Source organism: Sphingomonas sp. Leaf357, from assembly GCF_001423845.1.
GTDB lineage: Bacteria > Pseudomonadota > Alphaproteobacteria > Sphingomonadales > Sphingomonadaceae > Sphingomonas.
The window spans coordinates 1,338,134-1,359,251 of the sequence record NZ_LMPM01000001.1 but is presented as its reverse complement, the minus strand read 5'-3'; the positions used below and the strand labels follow the sequence as shown (position 1 = coordinate 1,359,251).

Sequence of the window (21,118 nt, the reverse complement as noted above, 5' to 3'; positions counted from 1 at the left end):
GGGTCGCTCACGAGGGAGCGTTGACTTCACCCCATACCGACCCACCCCCGCCCCCTCCCTTCCAGGGAGGGGCGGAATGATCGGGACCGTTCCAGCGGACCGCGCGTTCACGCGAACGACCCCTCCCCCGCGCCCCGAAAAGGACTTTTCATGCCAGATGGCCAGCCCGTTCTCGACCATCACGACATCATCCTCCGCCCCGATCCCGCCCGCACCGTCGTCCGCCCCTTTTCGCTCGAATATCCCGAAGCCTTTCGCGTCGAGGGAAGCTCGCGCACCCAGGCGATCGTCGATCGCATCCTGACGCTCAGCGAGGCGGAACTGGAGAGCGAACTCGAACTGCTCACCCATTCGCTCGACGAGCGGCACCGCGACGTCGACGACATGCTGCGCCGTCGCTATGCGGAAATCGCCAAGCAACTCTCCGGGCCGGTCGATGCGTGCGATGCGCATCAGCGGCTGATCGGCGCCTATTTCAGCGAGGAATTCTCGTTCGAGGCCGCCGCCCTGTTCAACCCGAGCGCGGTGGAGATGGACGATCAGTCGGGCGCGACGGACGGCGGCGTGCGCTTCGTCATCTCGCTGCGCGGGATCGGCGAAGGGCATGTGTCCTCGGTCACGTTCCGCACCGGCCATTGGGTGCCGGGCGGCGAGATCACGGTCGATCCGGCAAGCGCGACGGCGGTGCCGCCGGTGGTCGAAGGCGACGACGAGGACAATACGCACACCACCGTGCAGCTGCATTGCGGCGGCAGCCGGGAGATATCGGAGACGGTGCTGTTCCCCGTCCTGCCCAGCCAGCGCCAGGGGATCGAGGATCTGCGGCTGGTGCGGTTCGTCGACGACGATGGCGACGTGACCTATCACGGCACCTATACCGCGTTCAGCGGGGCGGCGGCGCGGCCGGAACTGCTGACCGGCATCGATTTCCGAAATTTCGAGATGCGCGCGCTGTCCGGCGATGCGGCCGGCGCCAAGGGCATGGCGCTGTTCCCGCGCCGGATCGACGGGCAATATGTCATGCTTGGGCGGCAGGACAGCGAGAGCATCTGGCTGCACCGGTCCGACGACATCCTGGTGTGGAACGGCGGGGTGAAGGTGGTCTCGCCGAAATATCCGTGGGAATTCGTCCAGATGGGCAATTGCGGTTCGCCGATCGAGATCGACGAGGGCTGGCTGGTGTTCACCCACGGCGTCGGTACGGTGCGCAATTACTGCATGGGCGCATGCCTGCTCGACAAGGCCGATCCTTCGAAACTGCTCGCGCGCACGCCGGAGCCGATCCTGACGCCGAGCCCGAACGAGCGCGACGGATACGTGCCCAATGTCGTCTACAGCTGCGGCGCGCTGCTCAAGGGGCGCGACGTGATGATCCCGTACGGCGTGGCGGACAATTTCGCCGCGTTCGCGACGACGACGGTGGAACGGTTGCTGGCGGTGATGGAGTAGCGAGTTGCGTGCTACCCGCCCCCGTTAGCCGGCCCGCCGCAACAACAGCGCGCTGCGCAGGCACTGGCAGACGATCTGGTCGCGCTGGTTTATCAGCCGGTGCGTGAAGGTGACGATGCCGGCATTGGGCCGCGACCGGCTGTCCTTCAACTCGGACACCTCGGTCTCGGCGCGCATCGTATCGCCGATGAATACCGGGTTCGGCATGACCAGCTTGTCGTAGCCGAGATTGGCGACCAGCGTGCCGAGCGTCGTATCGCCGACCGACAGGCCGATCATCAGCGCGAAGGTGAAGGTGCCGTTGACGAGAATTTGTCCGAACTCGCTGGCCTTCGCCGCCTCGATATCGAGGTGCAGCGGCTGCGGGTTGTGCGTCATCGTCGAGAACAGCAGATTGTCGGTTTCCGTCACCGTGCGGCGGATCTCGTGGGTCAGGCGATCGCCGACCTGCCATTCGTCGTAATAGCGGCCGGCCATTATCTTTGTCCCCGCCCAAACAGCCGTTCGCCCTGAGCTTGTCGAAGGGCTGTTCTACTTTCTCCCAGAGACGACGAAGACCAAGAAAGGCGGTGCTTCGACAGGCTCAGCACGAACGGGGAGAAGACGGCGCTCATGCCTCGTCCTTCTCGATGTGGATCAGGACCGCACCCTCGCTAACCTGTCCGCCGGTGACGGCGTTCAGTTCGGCGACCGTCCCGTCGAACGGCGCGACCAGACTGTGCTCCATCTTCATCGCCTCCAGCGTGACGAGCTTCTGGCCCTTGGTAACCGTGTCGCCGGCGGCGACCTCCACCGCGATGATGCGGCCGGGCATGGGGGACAGGATCGCGCCGTCGGCGGCGGCGCCTGCGGCAGCGCCGGAAACGCGAACGGGCGATGCCAACAGGGTCACGCCATCTTCGTAGACCACTACGCCGCCGCCGATCGGCTCGCCCGACACTTCAAGCTGGCGCCAGTCTTTCGGAAGCGAGACTATGTGCGTGGCGCCGTCAACCGAGATGGCAACATCCTGTCGTGCAGCGGCATTGAGCCTAAATCCGATGGCAGCACGCCATGGATCGCACTGATGACCGTCGAGATGGTCCTCCGGGATGGCGAACAGGTGCCTCGGCTGGCCGTAATATTCCTGAACCAATACAGCCACCGCCGCGCGCTCAAGCATCGGATTGCTTGGAGACGGCGGCACGAGCGCATCGCCCTTGTTGGCGATAAACCCGGTATCGATCCGTCCGGTTCGAAAATCCTCATCCTCAAGACAATGGACCAGAAACGAAGCATTGGTCTTGAGCGGATACACTACGGTTTGCGCACAAGCGGCAGCCAACCATTCGCAAGCAGATTCGCGGTCCGGCTCGTGCACCACGATCTTGGCGATCATCGGGTCGTAATATCCCGTGATCTCGGAGCCTTCGGAAACTCCCGTTTCGAACCTGGATCCGGAATGGGGGCGCAGAATTTCTATTCTGCCCATGCTCGGCAGAAATCCCTTGGCGGGATCCTCCGCATACAACCGCGCTTCCATCGCCCAGCCGTCGATCGCCAGTTCATCCTGCCGCTTCGGCAGCGTCTCGCCACTCGCGACGCGCAATTGCCATTCGACCAGATCCTGGCCGGTGATCTCCTCCGTCACCGGATGTTCGACCTGGAGGCGCGTGTTCATTTCCATGAACCAGATGCGATCGGCGCGCAGGCCTTCGCTGGCGTCGGCGATGAACTCGATCGTGCCCGCGCCGACATAGTCGACCGCCCGCGCCGCCTTGACCGCCGCATCGCAGATCGCGGCGCGCGTGGCCTCGTCCATGCCGGGCGCGGGGGCTTCCTCGATCACCTTCTGGTGGCGGCGCTGGAGGCTGCAATCGCGTTCGAACAGATGGACGACGTTGCCGTGCGTGTCGCCGAACACCTGCACCTCGATGTGGCGGGGCGAGAGGATGTACTTCTCGATCAGCACGTCGGTATTGCCGAACGAGGACGCCGCCTCGCGCTGGCACGAGACGAGCGCGTCGGCGAATTCGGCGGGATCGTCCACGCGGCGCATGCCCTTGCCGCCACCGCCCGCGACCGCCTTGATCAGCACGGGATAGCCAACCTTCTCCGCCTCGGCGGCGAGCCGTTCGGGCGACTGGTCCGCGCCGAGATAGCCCGGCGTCACCGGCACGCCGGCCGCGATCATGCGCTGCTTGGCGGCATCCTTCAGCCCCATCGCGCGGATGCTGTCGGGATTCGGTCCGACCCAGATCAGGCCGGCATCGATCACGCTTTGCGCGAAATCGGCGTTTTCGGACAGGAAGCCGTAACCCGGATGGATCGCCTCCGCGCCCGTCGCCAGCGCCGCGGCGATGATCTTCTCGCCGACCAGGTAGCTTTCGCGCGCCGGGCTGGGGCCGATATGCACCGCTTCGTCGGCCTGGCGAACGTGCAGCGCCTTGGCATCGGCGTCGGAATAGACCGCGATGGTGCGGATGCCCATCGCCCGCGCGGTGCGGATGATCCGGCAGGCGATCTCGCCACGATTGGCGATGAGCAGGGATTTCAGCATGTGACCAACTTCCCGTCATGCTGAACTTGTTTCAGCATCCACCCTGCGGCAGGCTGCCGAGTGGAGAGTGCGCGATGCCCAAGCAGCCCTGCGTGTATATGCTCGCCAACGGGCGGATCGGTGCGATCTATATCGGCGTGACGTCCAACCTGCTGGCACGCCTGCATCAGCATCGGTCCGGCCGCATTCCCGGCTTCACCGCGCGCTACGGTATATGTCGGCTGGTCCGTTTCGAGATGTTCGCCGACATGCCCATGGCAATCGCGCGGGAGAAGCAGTTGAAGCGGTGGCATCGCGACTGGAAGATGAACCTGATCGAGCGCGACAATCCGGATTGGGACGATCTTGCGGTGGGCCTGGGACTCGAGCCGCTCTGTTCGCCTTCGCGGCGCGCTGGATCCTGAAACGAGTTCAGGATGACGGAGATCGGTGGGCATCTTCATCTCGCATCACATCCGGAACACCCCGAACGCGGGGCGTTCGGGAATGGGGGCGTTGAGGGTCGCGGCGAAGGCTAACCCAAGCACATCGCGGGTCTGCGCGGGGTCGATGATGCCGTCGTCCCACAGGCGGGCGGTGGCGTACCACGGGTTGCCCTCGTCCTCGTATTTCTGGCGCACCGGGGCCTTGAACGCTTCGGCCTGGTCCTCGGTCCAGCTTTCGGCGTCGCGGTGGACGGTGGCGAGCACGGAGGCGGCCTGTTCGCCGCCCATTACGCTGATGCGGCTGTTGGGCCAGCTGAACAGGAAGCGCGGGGAGTAGGCCCGGCCGCACATGCCGTAATTGCCCGCTCCGAAGGAGCCGCCGATCAGGACGGTGATCTTGGGCACCGTGGCGGTGGCGACCGCCGTCACCAGCTTCGCGCCATGCTTGGCGATGCCCTCAGCCTCGTATCGGCCGCCGACCATGAAGCCGGAGATGTTCTGCAGGAACAGCAAGGGAATGCGCCGCTGGCAGGCGAGTTCGATGAAATGCGCACCCTTCTGCGCGGACTCGCTGAACAGCACGCCATTGTTCGCCAAAATTGCGACCGGAATGCCCCAGATGTGCGCGAAGCCGCAGACCAAAGAAGTGCCGTAGAGCGATTTGAACTCGTGGAATTCGCTGCCGTCGACCAGCCGCGCGATGATCTCGTGCACGTCGTAGGGCGCGCGGACGTCGCTCGGCACCACGCCGTACAGTTCCTCGGCGTCGAACTTGGGCGGGCGCGGTTCCTTGAGGTTCACGTCGCCGCCGCGCTGCGGTTGCAACGTCGAGACGATGTCGCGAACGATGGTCAGCGCATGTTCGTCATTCTCGGCGACGTGATCGACCACGCCGGACTTGCGCCCGTGCGTGTCCGCGCCGCCCAGTTCCTCGGCCGAGATCACCTCGCCGGTCGCGGCCTTCACCAGCGGTGGCCCGGCGAGGAAGATCGTCCCCTGCCCGCGCACGATGATCGTCTCGTCGGACATCGCCGGAACGTAGGCGCCGCCCGCCGTGCAACTGCCCATCACGCAGGCGATCTGCGGGATGCCCTTCGCGCTCATCTGCGCCTGATTGTAGAAGATGCGGCCGAAATGATCGCGGTCGGGAAACACCTCGGCCTGATGCGGCAGGTTCGCGCCGCCGCTGTCGACGAGGTAGATGCACGGCAGGTGGTTGGCCTCGGCGATCTCCTGCGCGCGGAGGTGCTTCTTGACGGTCAGCGGGTAATAGGTGCCGCCCTTCACCGTCGCGTCGTTGCACAGGATCATGCACTGGCGGCCGGAGACGCGACCGATGCCGGCGATCACGCCCGCGCCGGGGACCTCGTCGTCGTACAAGCCGTTCGCGGCGAGCTGGCCGATTTCGAGGAACGGGCTGCCGGGATCGAGCAGCCGTTCGACCCGGTCGCGCGGAAGCAGCTTGCCACGCGCGGTATGGCGTTCGCGCGACTTCGCGTTGCCGCCGAGCGCGGTGCGGGCGACGTCGGCGCGCAGGGTTTCGGCGAGCGCCCGGTTGTGGGTGGCGTTCGCGCGGAACTGCTCGCTGTCGGGGGAGAGGTTTGTGGTGAGGGTCGGGGCGGTCACCACACACCGCCGTCATGCTGAACTTGTTTCAGCATCCACCGTGCAACAATGGCTGGCTTTCCAAGTGGAGGAGTGGATCCTGAAACAAGTTCAGGATGACGGCAGCTATCCGGACTCACTGCGCCACCCTCTCGCTCGCGCCGATCAGCTCCCGGCCGATCAGCATCCGGCGGATCTCGTTCGTGCCCGCGCCGATATCGAGCAGCTTCGCGTCGCGCAGGAAGCGTTCGACCGGCCAGTCCTTGGTATAACCCGCGCCGCCCAGCGCCTGCACCGCTTCGTTCGCCACCTTCACCGCATTCTCGCTCGCCAGCAGGATCGCGCCGGCCGCGTCGAAGCGCGTCGTCTTGCCCGCGTCGCACGATTTGGCCACGGCATAGACATAGGCACGCGCCGAATTGAGCGCGACGTACATGTCGGCGATCTTGGCCTGGATCAGCTGGAAGCTGCCGATCGGCTGGCCGAACTGCTTGCGCTCGCGCACGTACGGCACGACCACGTCGAGGCACGCCTGCATGATGCCGAGCTGAATGCCCGCCAGCACGGTGCGTTCGTAATCCAGACCGCTCATCAGCACGCCGACGCCGCCGTTCATCGGCCCCATGACGTTCTCGTCCGGAACCTCGCAATCGTCGAACACCAGTTCGGCGGTCGGGCTGCCCCGCATGCCCATCTTGTCGATCTTCTGGCCGATCGAGAACCCGGGCATGTCCTTCTCGATCAGGAAGGTGGTGATGCCACGGCTGCCCTCCCCCGTCTTGGCGTAGACGACGAGCGTGTCGGCATAGGCCGCGTTCGTGATCCAGAACTTCGTGCCGTTCAGGACATAGCCGCTGTCGGTCTTGCGCGCCTGGAGCTTCATCGAGACGACGTCGGACCCGGCCCCGGCCTCGGACATCGCGAGACTGCCGACATGTTCGCCCGAGATCAGCCTGGGCAGGTATTTGGCCTTCTGCTCCGGATTCGCCCAGCGCGCGATCTGGTTGACGCACAGGTTGCTGTGCGCGCCATAGCTCAGCCCGATCGAGGCCGAGGCGCGCGACACTTCCTCGCACGCGATGACGTGTTCGAGATAGCCGAGGCCCAGCCCGCCGAATTCCTCCTCGACCGTGATGCCGTGCAGGCCGAGTTCGCCCATCGCCGTCCACAGCTCGTCGCGCGGGAACCAGTCCTCGGCGTCGATCCGTTTCGCCAGCGGCATGATCCTGTCGGTGGCGAAACGCTGCGTGGTCTCGCGGATCATGTCCGCGGTCTCTCCCAGCGCGAAATCGAAATCGGGGGTCATGCTCTCTCCATTGTTCTGGGTGGCGGTCTAGGCCGTGCGCCCGATGCCCGCAACAATAGTGAATGCGTTCGCGTGGCGGGGACTTGGCTGGGACACGGGTGGGGCATTGAATCGCCGCGTCAAAACTGTGATTGCTGCACGAACACCGGGCGGGGCCAAAGCGATGCGATTGCTGATTGTCGAAGACGATGCGCGCGCCGCCAAGCAGCTGGTGGCCGATGTCGAGGAACTGGGCCACGAGACCGCGCTCGCCGCCGACGGGCGCGCCGCGCTGGCGCTGGCGACCGACGGGAAGTTCGATGCCGTGCTGCTCGACGTGATGCTGCCGTTCGTGGACGGCGTGGACGTCACCCGGCTGCTGCGCGAGCGGCGGATCGGCGTGCCGATCATCATGCTCACCGCGCTCGGCGATCTCGACCAGCGGCTTGCCGGGCTGGAGGCGGGCGCGGACGATTATCTGGTCAAGCCGGCCGCCCCGGCGGAAATCGACGCGCGGCTGAAGGCGATTCTGCGGCGCACCGCGCATGCCGGCGATTCGGGCGTGATGCGCGCCGGCGATATCGAGGTGAACGAGGTGAAGTTCCGCGCCACGCGGGGCGGCCGCCTGCTGAACCTGCAGAAGCTGGAATTCCTGCTGCTGTGCGAACTTGTCCGCAATGCCGACAGCGTGGTCACGCGGCGGATGCTGTATCAGAACGTGTGGCACTACGATTTCGAGCCGACCACCAACATCGCCGAATCCTATATCCGCCGGCTGCGCGGGCAATTGAACGCCGCCGACGAGGTCGATCCGATCGTGACGCTGCGCGGCGTGGGCTACATGTTGAAAAGCGTGCCGTGATGCGGCCCCGACGGTGATGCGACCACGCTCGCTGCGGGCGATCCTGACTCTGTACGTCGCGATCATCCTGAGCGCGCTCGTGGTCGTGCGCATCACCAGTTACGTCGTCACGCACAATGCGCTGGGGGTCGAGGTCGATCGCCGCCTGGCGACCGAGGCGGCGGCGGTGGCGGGCGACACGCCCGATGTCGCGGCGATGGCCGGGCGCATCGCGGCAGCGCAGGCGGATCACGATACGGCAGACCTGTATTACGCTCTTTTCGACCCAGCCGGACGCCACATAGCCGGCAAGCTCGATCTGCGCCGGATGCCGCCGCAGGGCTATTCGCATTTCGGAACGGAGGCTCGGGTGCCGGGCGTGGCACACGGGCGCGCGCTGGTGCGACGGATCGACGGCGGCGGAGCGCTGGTATTGGTGTCCGACAACGACGTGATCGACGGCTTCGATACCCTGCTGCTGCGCGTGCAGCTCGCCAGTCTGGGCACGACCGCCTTGATCGTGATCGGCGGCGCGATCGGCATCTGGCGCGCGATCAAGGCGCGGATGCGCGCGATGCAGGCGACCGTCGATGCGGTGATCGCCGGCGACATCCGCCAGCGCATTCCGGTGGACGGCAGCCGCAGCGAGTTCGACCGGCAGGCCGCCGCGTTCAACCGCATGCTCGACCGGATCGAGGCGCTGATGGGCAATGTGAAGCATGCCGCCAAGGACGTGGCGCACGAACTGAAGAGCCCGCTGGCCCGCCTGCGCGCGCGCACCGCCACGCTGCAGCGGCAGTCCCGGAGCGCACCGGTATCGGCCGCCGAGATCGAGGATCTGCTGGCCCAGACCGACGACGTGCTGGAGGTCTTCGCCAGCATGATGCGGTTGTGGGAAGTGGAGGGCGGGCATCGGCGCGAGCGCTTCGCGGACCTAGATCTCGGCGCGCTGGCGATCGAGGTCGGCGAGGGATTGCAGGCGGTGGCCGAGGATGCCGGGCGCACGCTCGTGCTGCCGGTCGCATCGGCGATCGCGATGCGCGGCGACGTCGCCTTGCTGCGCCAGTTGCTGGTCAACCTGATCGAGAACGCGATCCGCCACACGCCGCCCGGCACGCGCATCACCGTCGATACGGAAGTGCGCGGCGAATCCGTGCAGGTGATCGTCGCCGATGACGGGCCGGGGATCCCGGCGAGCGAGCATGCCGCGATGGTGCGGCGTTTCGGCCGGGGCGAGGCATCGGCCAGCCTGCCCGGGCAGGGCCTGGGACTGACCCTGGTCGATGCGATCGCGCGGCTGCATCACGGACGGTTGATACTGGAGGATGCCGCGCCGGGCCTGCGCGCGGTGGTGAAACTGCCCCTGGCGGGTTGACCCCTAGAGCATGACGACGTGAGGTTGAAGCTCATCCTCCGTCATTCCCGCGAAAGCGGGAATGACGATGCAAAAACACCGCGACTCAACCCAAAGTCGTCAAGCTCCCGGTCGCAGACAAAACCCTGGGGGTGACGATCACCGCCCGGACCCTGTCTCGATCGCCTGACGGGAAGCTCTAGAACTTCGCCGACACTTCCAGCCCCCAGGTGCGGGGCGGGTTGAAGTTGGCATAATCGCCGAGGATGCCGCCGTAATTGGTCGATATCAGCGCACCGTTCGCGCCGACGTTCAGCACCGGCGACGAATTCGCCGCCGAACGACGATAGATGTACGTCGTGTCGAACAGGTTGCGCGCCCATACCGATAGGGTGACCTTGTTGTGATCGTTCACCGCGATATCGGCCAGCGCGAGGCGCCCGTTTACGACGAAGCTGGCATCGGTCTTGGTCGGCTCGAGCTGGAAGCTGTACTGGCTGCTGGCGTAGTTGCCGTCGAGGTGGAAGCGCACCTTGGTCGTGTCGCCGCCGACCGGGATTTCATAGTCGATCGTGCCGGACGCGGCATTATTCGGCGTATAGACGATGTACAATTGCTGCAGCCCGCCGCCCAGCGGGCTCACCGCCGACGGCGCCTTCCAGTACGTGTAGGCGTAGGAACCGCCCAGCGTCAGCCCGTCGACCGGCTTCACCGTGAGATCGGCTTCGATCCCGCGGATCTTGCTGTTGCCGGCATTGATGGTCTGCTCGAGATGGCTGCCGTTGGTGATGCTCGAACCGTTCGTATCGAAATAGTCGAAGTCGAACTGCGTGTTGCTGCGGTCCATGATGTAGCCGGCCAGGTTCAGGCGCGCGCGATGCTGGAAGAAGTCCATCTTCGCGCCGACTTCGTACGATTTGACCGATTCGGGGCCGAACGCGTTGAACTGGAGCGAGCGGTCGTTGGCGCCGCCGGCGCGGAAGCCCGTGGCATATTTGGCGTAGAGATGGACGTCCGGCGTCGCGTCGAACGCGATGTTGAACATCGGATCGAACCGGCTGATGCTGTTCTTGAACGAGAACGGCGACACGACGCCGGTCGTGATCAGATCGGAACGGTTGTTGACGACGTAGAGCGTGCCGTGGCGATCGTCCTTGGTCCAGCGCCCGCCGGCCGTGATGTGCACGACGTCGCCCAGCGCTTCCGGCGAGAAGGTCAGATTGCCGAACAGCGAGTAATTGTGGTCCGTGGCCTGGCTGGCGCGCGTGATGAACTGGCAGCTGTTGGCGAACTGGGGCACCGTTGCGCCCAGCGTGTTGTTGCACGACGGATCGTATTGCTGATAGCCGGAATTGGCGCTGGTGATCGCGGAGGAATTGCCCGGGATCGGGCTGCGCACGGTATAGGCCGTGCCGTCGCTGTTCCACTGGTTGCTGAGCGGCGTCGCGGCATATTCGGTCGCGTGTTCGGTGTAGTAATATGCGCCGACGACGTAATCGAACTGCGGCACGCTGCCGACGGCCTGGAATTCCTGGCTGAACTGGTGCTGGCGGAGGTACGACAGACTGTAGCGGCTGAACGTGCCGGTCGTGTTGATGGCGGTCGGATTGGCCGTATTGGGGACGAAGGGCGCGAACGTGCTGCGCTCCGGGCCGCCGGAATTATCCCACTGATCGGTGCTGACGCCGCGCCATGCGGTAATCGAGCGCAGCTCGATCCACGGTGCGAGCTTGTACTTCAAATTGGCCGAGAAACCATGCGTGATATCGACGCTCGGCTGCTGGGGAACGCCGACGTCGGCGACGGTCTGGCGTTCGGGATGCACGCCGACCAACGGCCCCTTCGGCGCGATGCAGATGGGCTTGGTGCTGCCGGCGGCGATGGTGCCGCCGCAGGCGACGCCATTGAGCAGCAATGCGCCCGCGGCGTTGTACGTGCCGACGGCATAGCCGTTGGGATTGTAGTTGATCAGCTGGCTGTATTGCGGCGTGTTCTCGTCCTTCGCGTAGTCGTACGCGAAATCCGCGGTGAAGCCGTCGACCGGCTGCCAGCGCGCGGCGATCCTACCGCCCTTGCGATCGTAATAGTTCCAGCCGGTGGAGCCGGAAAGCGGATCCTTCACGGTCGGGTCCTGATGCTGGTACACGCCGTCGATCTTCACCGCGATGTCGTGGAAGGCCGGCAGGTCGAGATGCACGTCGGCATTGCGCGCACCGTAATTGCCCACCCCGCCGGTGACGCGACCGCCGAACACGCCGCTCGGTGCCTTGGACACGAGCGACAGCGCGCCGCCTTCGGTATTGCGGCCGAACAGCGTGCCCTGCGGACCTTTCAGCACTTCGATCCGCTCGATATCGAACAAGGCGGCGTTCAGGCCCTGAGTCTTTCCGAGCGCCACGCCGTCGATATAGACGCCGACGCCGCCGTCGCGCGCGGTCTGGTTCTGGTCGTACGGGACGATCCCGCGGATGCCGATCGTCAGCGCCGACTGGCGTGCCTCGAACGTCGCGATGCGCAGCGATGGGATCGAGCCGTCGGCCAGATTGAACAGGCTGAGCACATGACGATCCGCGATCGCCTGGGTGCTGAGCACGCTGATCGAGATCGGAGTCTTCTGCAGATTGGTCTCGCGGCGAGTCGCGGTGACGACGACTTCGCTCAGCTGATCGTCACCGGCCGGGGCGGGATCGGCGGCGGGAACGGGGTCGGCCACGGGGGTGGCGGCCGGGGCGGCCACCGGCGTTTCGGCGGCGAACACCGGCGACGCGGTCGCGGCGATCAGCGCGGTGCCGATCAACAGACGCAGCCGGAGGTTGGAGTGAGAACGCATGTGAAGCCCCTTTGGTTTTTAGAAACTCGTTACGGGGGCCGCTACACAGCATATGGGTCAGGATTGTTACGAAGACTGTAACACAAATAGTATTGTAAGGTTATTTTGGCGTCATAATCCATATTTTCAAAGTATAGCTTCTTTTAATACTATCTTCATCTTCAGCAGAAATCAGCTCTCCGCCATCAATGACACGACTTGCTAGAAATAACATCGATGTATTATTGAGAAAATGTCACATCGGTCAGGCTTTAAATTAAAGTCTTGCCCTTGCGGTTCAAGCGATCGACCGACGCCGTGCCAACGACATGATCTTGCGGCATAATGCTTTCGGGTGATATCCTGTGACGGTTACATGACCCGCCAGAGGTCGATTCCTTTAGGAGAAAGTCGGTGCACTGCGAACAGCATCTCGCCCTGAAAGCCATCCTGATCGGCCTGCGCCGCAGCGGCACGATCGATCGCCACGCGGTCAAGACGATCGTCTCGACGCTGCAGGAGACCGCGGCCAAGGCCCGCCCCAATTGCCCGGAAAGCGCGGACGGCCTGCTGCAACTTGCCGATGCGCTGGCCGAGGGTCCGGCCAAGACCTGCATGGTCGAGGTCGCCGCCTGATCTATTCGATCTCATATAAAGATTTCTTTATATGACACCTTGACCCCGTCCCCCGTTGCTGGGATGTTTGGCGGGTCGAGGTTCTCCGTGCATGCGGATGCGCGGAGCTAAGACGGGAAGCCGGTGCGCGCCTTGACGGGCGCAATGCCGGCGCTGCCCCCGCAACTGTAAGCGGCGAGCGGCGGCCATCGAGTGTCACTGACGGTGCGAGCCGTCGGGAAGGCCAGGCCGACGTGACGACCCGCGAGCCAGGAGACCTGCCTCCGACGCGATAACGTCCACCGGCGGGGTGTCCGGGCTGGCCGCTTGCATGCCGTGGCCGGGCCTTGTCCGTTCGCGCGTCCTGCTCGTGTCCCGTCTCTGCCCCGCTTCTCATCGGGGTATGAAGAATGACCGTCACCGTCGCCACCTTGGGCTTTCCGCGCATCGGCCCGCGCCGCGAACTGAAGTTCGCGCTCGAAAATTATTGGTCGGGCAAATCGAGCGAGGCCGACCTGCTCGAATCCGCCGCCGGCCTGCGCACCGCCGCCTGGGCGCGCCAGCGCGCGCTGGGAGCCGATTGGCTGCCCTCCAACGACTTCTCGCTCTACGATCATGTGCTCGACACCAGCGTGATGCTCGGCGCGATCCCCGAGCGCTACGGCGCGGCGCATGGCGAGGCCGATCTGGCGACCTATTTCGCGATGGCGCGTGGCACGACCGGGGCGGGCGACGATTGCGGCCACGGCCATGCCAGCCAGACGGCGTGCGAGATGACCAAATGGTTCGACACCAACTATCACTACATGGTGCCGGAACTGCAGGCCGGGCAGAAGCTGGCGCTCAACACGCTGAAGATCGTCGACGAATATCGCGAGGCCAAGGCGCAAGGATATGAGACCCGCCCGGTGCTGCTCGGCCCGGTGACGTGGCTGAGCCTGGCCAAGGGTCGCGACGTCGATCCGTTCGATTTCCTCGATGAGGTCCTGGGCCTCTACACCGTCATCCTCGGGCAGTTGGCCAATGCCGGCGCGGCCTGGGTGCAGATCGACGAGCCGGTGCTGGTGCTCGATCTGGACGAGAGGCAGCGCAAGGCGCTGACGCGCGCTTATGCCCGGCTGTCGCGCAGCGGACCCAGCCTGATGCTGACGACCTATTTCGGCGGGCTGGACGACAATCTGTCCTTCGCGGCCTCGCTGCCGGTCGCCGGGCTTCACGTCGATCTGGTCCGCGCGCCGCAGCAACTCGATGCCGTGCTGGCCAGCGCGCCCAGATCGCTGCTGCTGTCGCTGGGCGTGATCGACGGGCGCAACATCTGGCGCGCCGATCTCGCGGCCCTGCTCGACCGGATCGCCCCGATCGCCGCGACGCGCGACCTCATCCTCGCGCCGTCCTGCTCGCTGCTGCACGTGCCGGTCGATCTCGCCCTGGAGCGGAAGCTGGACGACGAGGTGACGCAATGGTTGGCCTTCGCGGTGCAGAAGATCGAGGAACTCGCGATCCTGAAGCGCGCGCTCAACGATGGCCGCGCCAGCGTCGCCACCGCGCTGTCGGCCTCGACCGAGGCCGCCGCCGCGCGCAAGGTGTCGCCGCGCATCCACGATCCGAAGGTCGCGGCGCGCATCGCCGCCGCCACGCCCGACCAGCGCGAGCGGCGGTCGGGCCATCCCGAGCGGATCGCGGCGCAGGCGGCGGTGCTGAACCTGCCCGCCTTCCCGACCACCACGATCGGCTCCTTCCCGCAGACCGCCGAGGTGCGCCACGCCCGCGCCGAGCATGTTCGCGGCAATCTGGGCGATGCGGAATACCAGGATTTCCTGCGCGAGGAGACCGCGCGCGCGGTGCGCTGGCAGGAGGAGATCGGGCTCGACATGCTCGTCCACGGCGAATTCGAACGTAACGACATGGTGCAGTATTTCGGCGAGCAACTCGCCGGTTTCGCCTTCACCGTCAGCGGCTGGGTGCAGAGCTACGGGTCGCGCTGCGTGCGGCCGCCGATCCTGTTCGGCGATGTTTCGCGACCCGAACCGATGACGGTCGCGTGGTGGCGCTATGCGCAGGGCCTGACCGACAGGCCGATGAAGGGCATGCTGACCGGCCCGGTGACGATCCTCAACTGGTCGTTCGTGCGTGACGATCAACCGCGCGAGGCATCGTGCCGCCAGATCGCCTTCGCGATCCGCGACGAGGTGACCGATCTCGAAGCGGCGGGTTGCAAGGCGATCCAGATCGACGAAGCCGCGCTGCGCGAGGGCCTGCCGCTGCGCAAGCGCGACTGGCAGCACTATCTCGACTGGGCGGTCGATTGCTTCCGGCTCTCGGCGGCGGGGGTCGGCGATGCGACCCAGATCCACACCCATATGTGCTATTCGGAGTTCAACGACATCCTGCCGGCGATCGGCGCGATGGACACCGATGTGATCTCGATCGAGACGGCGCGGTCGCAGATGGAGCTGCTCGACGGCTTCGCGCGCTATCGCTATCCGAGCGCGATCGGGCCGGGGGTGTACGACATCCACGCCCCGCGCGTTCCGGGCGAGGACGAGATGGTCGCGCTGATGCGACTGGCCCAGCTTCACCTCCATCCCGACCAATTGTGGGTCAATCCCGATTGCGGGCTGAAGACGCGCAAGTGGGAAGAGGTGAAGCCGGCGATCGCGGCGATGGTCGCGGCGGCGCGGACGTTGCGCGCCGATCTGATGGTCGAGGCGTAAGGCGATGGCGGCGGTGACGCATTCGGCGGGCGTCGTCCGGTTGATCGACATGATCTTTCCGGGCGACACCAACCATCACGGCACGCTGTTCGGCGGCGTGGCGCTGGCGCATATGGACAAGGTGGCGTTCCTTGCCGCCTCGCGCCATGGCCGCGCGCCGTTCGTCACCGCCGCCTCGCAACGCATCGATTTCACCGCGCCCGCTCTGAAGGGCGAACTGATCGAGGCGACCGGGCGGATCGTGCGCGTCGGGGCGCGGTCCTGCGATGTCGAGGTCGAACTGGTGGCGGAGGCATTGCTCAGCGGCGAGCGGCGCCTGTGCACGCGCGGGGCCTTCACCCTGGTCGCGGCGAAAAACGATTGCGGCCCCCTGCCCCCAATCCTGCCCGAACCGCCCGCGGCCGACGACGCGCTGCACATGATGGACATGGTCTTCCCACCGCAGACCAACCATTACGGCACGCTGTTCGGCGGCGATGCGCTGCGCATGCTGGGCAAGGCCGCGTTCATCGCCGCGACTCGCCATGCCAGAGCGGTGATGGTGATGGCGGCGTCCGATCGGATCGATTTCCGCGCGCCGATCCGCGAGGGCGAGATGATCGAACTGATCGCGCGCGTCAGCATGGCCGGGCGCAGTTCGCTGCGGGTGGACGTGCAATTGTGGTCGGAGGATCTGCTGACGGCGGAGCGCCGCCACGCGGCATCGGCCGAATTCGTCATGGTTGCGGTCGGCTCCGACGGGCGATCACGGGCTATCTCACAACGATCAGGGGAAAATAATCCGGCGGATTGAGCCAAAATCCGGATCGGGGCGTTGATCATGAGACATCCTCAACGAAGGACCATCTTTGATGAACAGCCCCGTCGCCTATGCCCCGTCCGTCGAACAGCCCAAGCCCGACGAAGCCGAAACCGTTCAGGGCCTGAAGGCCGCGTTCAAGACGATCCTCGACACGACGTCGAAGGATTACGGTCATGCCGTGCGCAGCGTGCACGCCAAGGGGCATGGCATCGTCACCGGCACCTTCACCGTGCTGGACGATCTGCCCCCGGAACTGGCGCAGGGCCTGTTCGCCGAAGCCGGCGAATATGACGCGGTGCTGCGCATCTCGACCGCGCCCGGCGATATCCTGGACGATTCGGTCAGTTCGGGCCGCGGTGTCGCGCTCAAGGTGTTCGGCGTGCCGGGTGAACGGCTGCCGGGCGCGGAAGATGGCGAGCAGGACTTCATCATGGTCAACGCGCCCGTCTTCGGCGCGCCGGACCCCGCGAGCTTCCTCAAGAACCTGAAGCTGCTGGCCGCGACCACCGACAAGGCGGAGGGCGCCAAGAAGGTGCTGTCGGCCACGCTGCGCGTGGTGGAAAGCGCGATCGAGGCGCTGGGCGGAAAATCCGCTCTGGTCACGCAGCTCGGCGGTGCGCCCGAGGTGCATCCGTTGGGCGAGACCTATTTCTCGCAAACCCCCTATCGCTACGGCGACCATATCGCGAAATTCTCGCTGCGGCCGGTGTCGGCCGGCCTGACCGAGGTGACCGGCGACATCGTGAATGTTCACGGCCGCCCCGATGCGTTGCGCGAGGACGTACGCGAGCGGATCATCGAGAATGGCGGCACATGGCAATTCTGCGTGCAGCTCTGCACCGATCTGGAGAAGATGCCGGTCGAGGATCCGACGGTGGAGTGGGACGAGAAGCTCAGTCCGTTCATTCCGGTCGCGACCCTGACGGTCGCGGCCCAACTGTCTTGGGAAAACGGCGCGAGCCAGGCGCGCGAGGATGTGCTGTCCTTCAGCCCGTGGCACGGCCTGGCCGCGCATCAGCCGCTCGGCGGCGTAAACCGCGCCCGACGGGAGGCGTACGAATATTCCGCCGGCTATCGCGCCGATTTCAACGGCTGCCCGATGCATCAGGTGAAGCAGCTGGAGGATCTCGACGCACGCTGATCCGGGCCAACTTAGGGCACAATGACTTTAAACCCGTTCGTGCCGAGCTTGTCGAAGCACGTGTTCCACAATCTCCGGCGGCGATCGGAACGCGTCCTTCGACAAGCTCAGGACGAACGGTGGTCAAATCTCAAGTCATGAGCGATTACAGGTCCGGCAGCACCTGCCGGGCCACCCCCCACCCGGCGAGCGACGCGTCCGACGCCCGCTCCAATAGCGCCTGCTCATCCCCGACATGCCACCTGGCCGGCGTATCGGTGTCGGCCAGTTCGCCCCACGTCACCGGCACCGCGACCGGCGCGCCGGAACGGGCGCGGACGGTATAAGGCATCACGGCCGTGGCGCCGCGCTGGTTGCGCAGCCAGTCGATGAAGATCTTGCCCTTGCGCTTGGCCTTGGACATGGTCGCGGTGAAGCGTTCCGGCTCCGCCTGTGCCAGCGCCTGGGCGAAGCGATCTGCGAAATCCTTGACCGCCGGCCATTCCGCCTCGGGCGTCAGCGGCACGACGACGTGCACGCCCTTGCCGCCCGAGAGCAAAGCGAAACTGACCAGCCCGATTTCCGCCAGATGCGCCTTCAGGTCCGCCGCGGCCGTCTTGACCTCGTCGAAGCCCAGCCCCTCGTCCGGGTCGAGATCGAACACCAGGCGGTCGGGCTTCTCGACATCGCCGATGCCGGCGCCCCAGCCATGGAACTCGATCGTCCCCATCTGCACGCACGCGACCAGCCCGTCGGCATCGTCGAGATAGAGATAGGGTTCGGTCGAGCCGTCCTTTTCCCGGATATCGACCTGATGGACATGCTTCCCGAACGATCCGGCGTCGTGCTTCTGGAAGAAGCAATGCTTGCCGCGCCCCTGCGGGCAACGCACCAGGCTGATCGGGCGGTTGCCGGCGAACGGCAGGATCACCGGCGCCATCGCCTCGTAGAACGCGGCGAGATCGCCCTTGGTCACGGTCGAATCCTCGAACAGCCGGCGTTCCGGATGCGTGATCGTGATGCTGGACGCGGCCGGCGCGGGCGCGGCCTTGGGCTGTTCCGCGACCACCTCGTCCGCCGCCTTGTCCTCGCGCAGGCCGAGGAAACTGGAATGGCGCAGCACGCCGTCCGGCGTCACCTCGGCAAAGGCGATTTCGGCGACGAGGCTCGGCGTCACCCACCGCGCGCCGCGCACCGCCGCCTTGGGCGCATCGACGGTCGGCGTCTTGCGCGCCAGCCGCTCCAGCTTCGCCCCGATATCGGCCATCACGTCCTGCGAGAAGCCGGTGCCGACCTTGCCGGCATAGCGGAGCGTGCCGCCGTCATTGACGCCGAGCAGCAGCGAGCGGAAGCCGCGGGTCTTGTCGCTCGGCAACCAGCCTACGATCAGGAATTCCTGGCGATGCAGGCATTTGATCTTCAGCCAGTTCTGCGTGCGCTTGCCGGAATATGGCGCATCGGCGCGCTTTGAAACCACGCCCTCATAGCCCTCGCGGCACATCGCCTCGAACAGTTTCTCGCCCGCGCCGACGATATGTTCGGCGAAGTGCAGCCGCTCGTCCGCCCCGTCCAGAATCGCGCGCAGCCGATCCTTGCGCTGCACGTTGGGCAGTTTCTCGAGCCGCTCGCCATCCAGTTCGAGCAGGTCGAAGGCGAACAGCGACATCGCCTTGTTGTTCGAGATCGCATCCTTCAGCGTCGAGAAATCCGGCCGACCGTCCTTGAACGCGACGATCTCGCCGTCGATCAGCGCGGATGCCACCGGCAGCCCGGCGGCGGCCTCGGCGATGCCGGGGAATTTGTCGCTCCAGTCCAGGCCGCTGCGCGTGAACACCTTGGCCTTGCCGCCGGCCACCGCGATCAGCGCGCGGTAGCCGTCATATTTCACCTCGTGGATCCAGCCCGATCCGGTCGGGACGCTATCGACCAAGGTGCACAGTTGCGGCGTCTCGAAGTTCGGCATCGTTCCGTCGCGTCGTGCCGTCGGCTTGCGCGCCTTGGGTTTGGCGACCGGCGCGCGCAGCTTTTTCCACGCCGCCAGATCCTTCGCCGCCTTGCCGGCCGCGATCTGCTGCATCGTCCGCCCGGTCCTGACGCTGGTCAGCGCGCCCTCGACCAGATCGTCCGAGCCGGCGGCGAACGCATCGTCGACCTTACGCAGCAGCCAGTTGGTATTGCGCTCCTTGCCCCGCGGTTTCAGCCGGATGAGCAGCCACTCGCCCTTCATCCGCACGCCATCCAGCACGAAATGCAGATGACCCTTCTCCAGATCCGCGGCCGATTTGCCCGGCACCGGCGCCCAGGTGCCGTCGTCCCACAGCATCACCGTGCCGCCGCCATATTCGCCTGCCGGGATCGTGCCTTCGAAATCGGAATAGCTTAAGGGATGATCCTCGGTCTGCACGGCGAGGCGCTTGTCGGCGGGATCGAGGCTGGGGCCACGCGTCACCGCCCAGCTTTTCATCACGCCGTCCACCTCGAGCCGAAGATCCCAGTGGAGCCGGGTGGCATCGTGCTTCTGCACCATGAAGCGGTTGCCGTGACCGGGCTCCAGCGTGCCGCGCGGCTCGGCGGTCTTCGCGAAATCGCGCTTGGCATTGTATTTTTCGAGTGGATCGGTGGTCATCTAACGCCGCCCCCCACGATCGATTGCGCTCTACGCACGCTTCTTCGCCGGGGCTTTTTTCGCCGAAGCCTTAGCCACAGGCGCCTTAGCTGCCGCGGCCTTGGCGGCCGGCTTCTCGATCGATTTCTTCAGCGCCGCCATCAGATCGACGACGTTCGACCCGGACCGCGCGGCGCCGTCATCCTTGTCCTCGATGATCTTGCGGTTCGATTTCGACTTCTGCTTGCGCGCGATCAGATCCCTGAGCGCGTCGATGTAGCGATCATGGAACTTGGCCGGATCGAACGTAGCGGTCTTCTTGTCGATCAACGTCGTCGCCAGGTCGAGCAGGTCGGCATCCGGCTTGTCGTCGGGAATGTCGCGGAAATAACCCTGTGCCTTGTTCACCTCGTCGGCGTAGCGCAGCGTTTCCAGCACCATGCCGCGCCCGCACGGCTTCAGGCTGACGACATATTCGCGCCCGCGCATCGCAAGCTGCCCCAGCCCGACCTTCTTCGCCTGGCGCAGCGCCTCGCGCAGCACGATAAAGGCTTCCTCCGCCAGATCGTCGGCGGGCACGACGAAATACGGCCGCTCGTAATACAGCACGTCGATCTCGCTCGCGTCCACGAACTGAGTCAGTTCCAGCGTCTTCTTGGATTCCAGCTTCACCGCGTCGATCTCGTCCTGGTCGAGCAGCACGTAATCGCCCTTGTCGACCTCGTAGCCCTTGACGATCTCGTCCGTGTCGATCGCGCCGAGACCGGGCACGACCTTCTCGTATTTCACGCGCTTGCCCGACGGTTCATGAATCTGATGGAACGCGATCTGCGCGCCGGATTTGGTGGCGGAGAAGATTTCGACCGGAATCGAGACGAGGGCCAGCCTGATCTGCCCCTGCCAATAGGCGCGCGCGGCCATCGTATTGATCTCCCCTTCATTTCGGAGCCGATTC

15 protein-coding genes, 1 pseudogene and 1 riboswitch are annotated in these 21,118 nt (G+C 65.5%); of the genes and pseudogenes, 8 read left to right on the top strand and 8 right to left on the bottom strand.

Annotation, left to right across the window (positions count from 1 at the left end; translation table 11 throughout):
* Positions 1 to 150 precede the first annotated feature (150 nt).
* A complete protein-coding gene (locus ASG11_RS06290; protein ID WP_055776590.1) occupies positions 151 to 1,449 on the top strand; it encodes a glycoside hydrolase family 130 protein in 1,299 nt (432 codons plus the stop codon).
* Positions 1,450 to 1,473: 24 nt separating this feature from the next.
* On the opposite strand, the gene ASG11_RS06285 is transcribed toward ASG11_RS06290, so the two are convergent.
* The 3 genes and pseudogenes from ASG11_RS06285 to ASG11_RS06280 all read right to left on the bottom strand — a co-directional run.
* A complete protein-coding gene (locus tag ASG11_RS06285; RefSeq protein WP_055776586.1) occupies positions 1,474 to 1,926 on the bottom strand; it encodes a MaoC family dehydratase in 453 nt (150 codons plus the stop codon).
* Positions 1,927 to 2,059: 133 nt separating this feature from the next.
* A complete protein-coding gene (locus ASG11_RS19470) occupies positions 2,060 to 2,263 on the bottom strand; it encodes an acetyl-CoA carboxylase biotin carboxyl carrier protein subunit (protein ID WP_443024476.1) in 204 nt (67 codons plus the stop codon).
* Between the two features lie 450 nt (positions 2,264 to 2,713).
* A pseudogene (locus ASG11_RS06280) lies at positions 2,714 to 3,988 on the bottom strand (acetyl-CoA carboxylase biotin carboxylase subunit); the annotation flags it as partial.
* A 74-nt stretch (positions 3,989 to 4,062) separates the two neighbouring features.
* Here ASG11_RS06280 and ASG11_RS06275 point away from each other — a divergent pair.
* On the top strand, positions 4,063 to 4,392 hold the full coding sequence (locus ASG11_RS06275) for a GIY-YIG nuclease family protein (RefSeq protein WP_055776580.1): 330 nt from the start codon (positions 4,063 to 4,065) through the stop codon (positions 4,390 to 4,392).
* A gap of 45 nt (positions 4,393 to 4,437) precedes the next feature.
* Here the strand turns inward: ASG11_RS06275 and ASG11_RS06270 are convergent, their stop codons facing one another.
* Both ASG11_RS06270 and ASG11_RS06265 read right to left on the bottom strand, forming a co-directional pair.
* Entirely contained in the window at positions 4,438 to 6,039 is a 1,602-nt protein-coding gene (locus ASG11_RS06270; RefSeq protein ID WP_055780411.1) for a carboxyl transferase domain-containing protein, read from the bottom strand.
* Between the two features lie 115 nt (positions 6,040 to 6,154).
* Positions 6,155 to 7,324, bottom strand: a complete 1,170-nt coding sequence (locus tag ASG11_RS06265) for an isovaleryl-CoA dehydrogenase (RefSeq protein WP_055776577.1) — start codon at positions 7,322 to 7,324, stop codon at positions 6,155 to 6,157.
* A 163-nt stretch (positions 7,325 to 7,487) separates the two neighbouring features.
* Here ASG11_RS06265 and ASG11_RS06260 point away from each other — a divergent pair, with 163 nt between their 5' ends.
* The gene (locus ASG11_RS06260; RefSeq protein WP_055776575.1) at positions 7,488 to 8,165 is read left to right on the top strand and encodes a response regulator transcription factor; all 678 of its coding nucleotides are present in this window, start codon (positions 7,488 to 7,490) and stop codon (positions 8,163 to 8,165) included.
* Between the two features lie 16 nt (positions 8,166 to 8,181).
* Positions 8,182 to 9,519, top strand: a complete 1,338-nt coding sequence (locus ASG11_RS06255; protein WP_055776572.1) for a sensor histidine kinase — start codon at positions 8,182 to 8,184, stop codon at positions 9,517 to 9,519.
* A gap of 178 nt (positions 9,520 to 9,697) precedes the next feature.
* Here ASG11_RS06255 and ASG11_RS06250 read toward each other — a convergent pair whose 3' ends face one another.
* The gene (locus ASG11_RS06250) at positions 9,698 to 12,328 is read right to left on the bottom strand and encodes a TonB-dependent receptor (RefSeq protein ID WP_201781287.1); all 2,631 of its coding nucleotides are present in this window, start codon (positions 12,326 to 12,328) and stop codon (positions 9,698 to 9,700) included.
* A 393-nt stretch (positions 12,329 to 12,721) separates the two neighbouring features.
* On the opposite strand from ASG11_RS06250, the gene ASG11_RS06245 reads away from it, so the two are divergent.
* The 4 genes from ASG11_RS06245 (at position 12,722) to ASG11_RS06230 (ending at position 17,579) form a co-directional block, all read left to right on the top strand.
* The gene (locus tag ASG11_RS06245) at positions 12,722 to 12,943 is read left to right on the top strand and encodes a hypothetical protein (protein ID WP_055776569.1); all 222 of its coding nucleotides are present in this window, start codon (positions 12,722 to 12,724) and stop codon (positions 12,941 to 12,943) included.
* 61 nt (positions 12,944 to 13,004) lie between these two features.
* A riboswitch (cobalamin riboswitch) is annotated at positions 13,005 to 13,223 on the top strand.
* Between the two features lie 109 nt (positions 13,224 to 13,332).
* Complete coding sequence (gene metE, locus ASG11_RS06240) at positions 13,333 to 15,636, top strand: 5-methyltetrahydropteroyltriglutamate--homocysteine S-methyltransferase (protein ID WP_055776566.1); 2,304 nt, start codon at positions 13,333 to 13,335, stop codon at positions 15,634 to 15,636.
* Between the two features lie 4 nt (positions 15,637 to 15,640).
* A complete protein-coding gene (locus ASG11_RS06235) occupies positions 15,641 to 16,429 on the top strand; it encodes an acyl-CoA thioesterase (protein ID WP_055776563.1) in 789 nt (262 codons plus the stop codon).
* Positions 16,430 to 16,487: 58 nt separating this feature from the next.
* Positions 16,488 to 17,579 carry a catalase family protein gene (locus tag ASG11_RS06230; protein ID WP_055776560.1) on the top strand — a complete coding sequence of 364 codons (1,092 nt, stop codon included), beginning with the start codon at positions 16,488 to 16,490 and terminating at the stop codon, positions 17,577 to 17,579.
* A 145-nt stretch (positions 17,580 to 17,724) separates the two neighbouring features.
* On the opposite strand, the gene ligD is transcribed toward ASG11_RS06230, so the two are convergent.
* Both ligD and ku read right to left on the bottom strand, forming a co-directional pair.
* Entirely contained in the window at positions 17,725 to 20,184 is a 2,460-nt protein-coding gene (ligD, locus tag ASG11_RS06225; RefSeq protein ID WP_055776557.1) for a DNA ligase D, read from the bottom strand.
* Between the two features lie 30 nt (positions 20,185 to 20,214).
* Entirely contained in the window at positions 20,215 to 21,084 is an 870-nt protein-coding gene (ku, locus tag ASG11_RS06220; RefSeq protein WP_055776554.1) for a non-homologous end joining protein Ku, read from the bottom strand.
* Positions 21,085 to 21,118: the final 34 nt, after the last annotated feature.

What these genes read in the sequence shown, in the direction of transcription:
- ASG11_RS06290 (WP_055776590.1), top strand. Translation starts at nt 151, where the DNA reads ATGCCAGATGGCCAGCCCGTTCTCGACCATCACGACATCATCCTCCGC.
- ASG11_RS06285 (WP_055776586.1), bottom strand. Translation starts at nt 1,926, where the DNA reads ATGGCCGGCCGCTATTACGACGAATGGCAGGTCGGCGATCGCCTGACC.
- ASG11_RS19470 (WP_443024476.1), bottom strand. Translation starts at nt 2,263, where the DNA reads ATGCCCGGCCGCATCATCGCGGTGGAGGTCGCCGCCGGCGACACGGTT.
- ASG11_RS06275 (WP_055776580.1), top strand. Translation starts at nt 4,063, where the DNA reads ATGCCCAAGCAGCCCTGCGTGTATATGCTCGCCAACGGGCGGATCGGT.
- ASG11_RS06265 (WP_055776577.1), bottom strand. Translation starts at nt 7,324, where the DNA reads ATGACCCCCGATTTCGATTTCGCGCTGGGAGAGACCGCGGACATGATC.
- ASG11_RS06260 (WP_055776575.1), top strand. Translation starts at nt 7,488, where the DNA reads ATGCGATTGCTGATTGTCGAAGACGATGCGCGCGCCGCCAAGCAGCTG.
- ASG11_RS06255 (WP_055776572.1), top strand. Translation starts at nt 8,182, where the DNA reads ATGCGACCACGCTCGCTGCGGGCGATCCTGACTCTGTACGTCGCGATC.
- ASG11_RS06250 (WP_201781287.1), bottom strand. Translation starts at nt 12,328, where the DNA reads ATGCGTTCTCACTCCAACCTCCGGCTGCGTCTGTTGATCGGCACCGCG.
- metE (WP_055776566.1), top strand. Translation starts at nt 13,333, where the DNA reads ATGACCGTCACCGTCGCCACCTTGGGCTTTCCGCGCATCGGCCCGCGC.
- ASG11_RS06235 (WP_055776563.1), top strand. Translation starts at nt 15,641, where the DNA reads ATGGCGGCGGTGACGCATTCGGCGGGCGTCGTCCGGTTGATCGACATG.
- ASG11_RS06230 (WP_055776560.1), top strand. Translation starts at nt 16,488, where the DNA reads ATGAACAGCCCCGTCGCCTATGCCCCGTCCGTCGAACAGCCCAAGCCC.
- ligD (WP_055776557.1), bottom strand. Translation starts at nt 20,184, where the DNA reads ATGACCACCGATCCACTCGAAAAATACAATGCCAAGCGCGATTTCGCG.
- ku (WP_055776554.1), bottom strand. Translation starts at nt 21,084, where the DNA reads ATGGCCGCGCGCGCCTATTGGCAGGGGCAGATCAGGCTGGCCCTCGTC.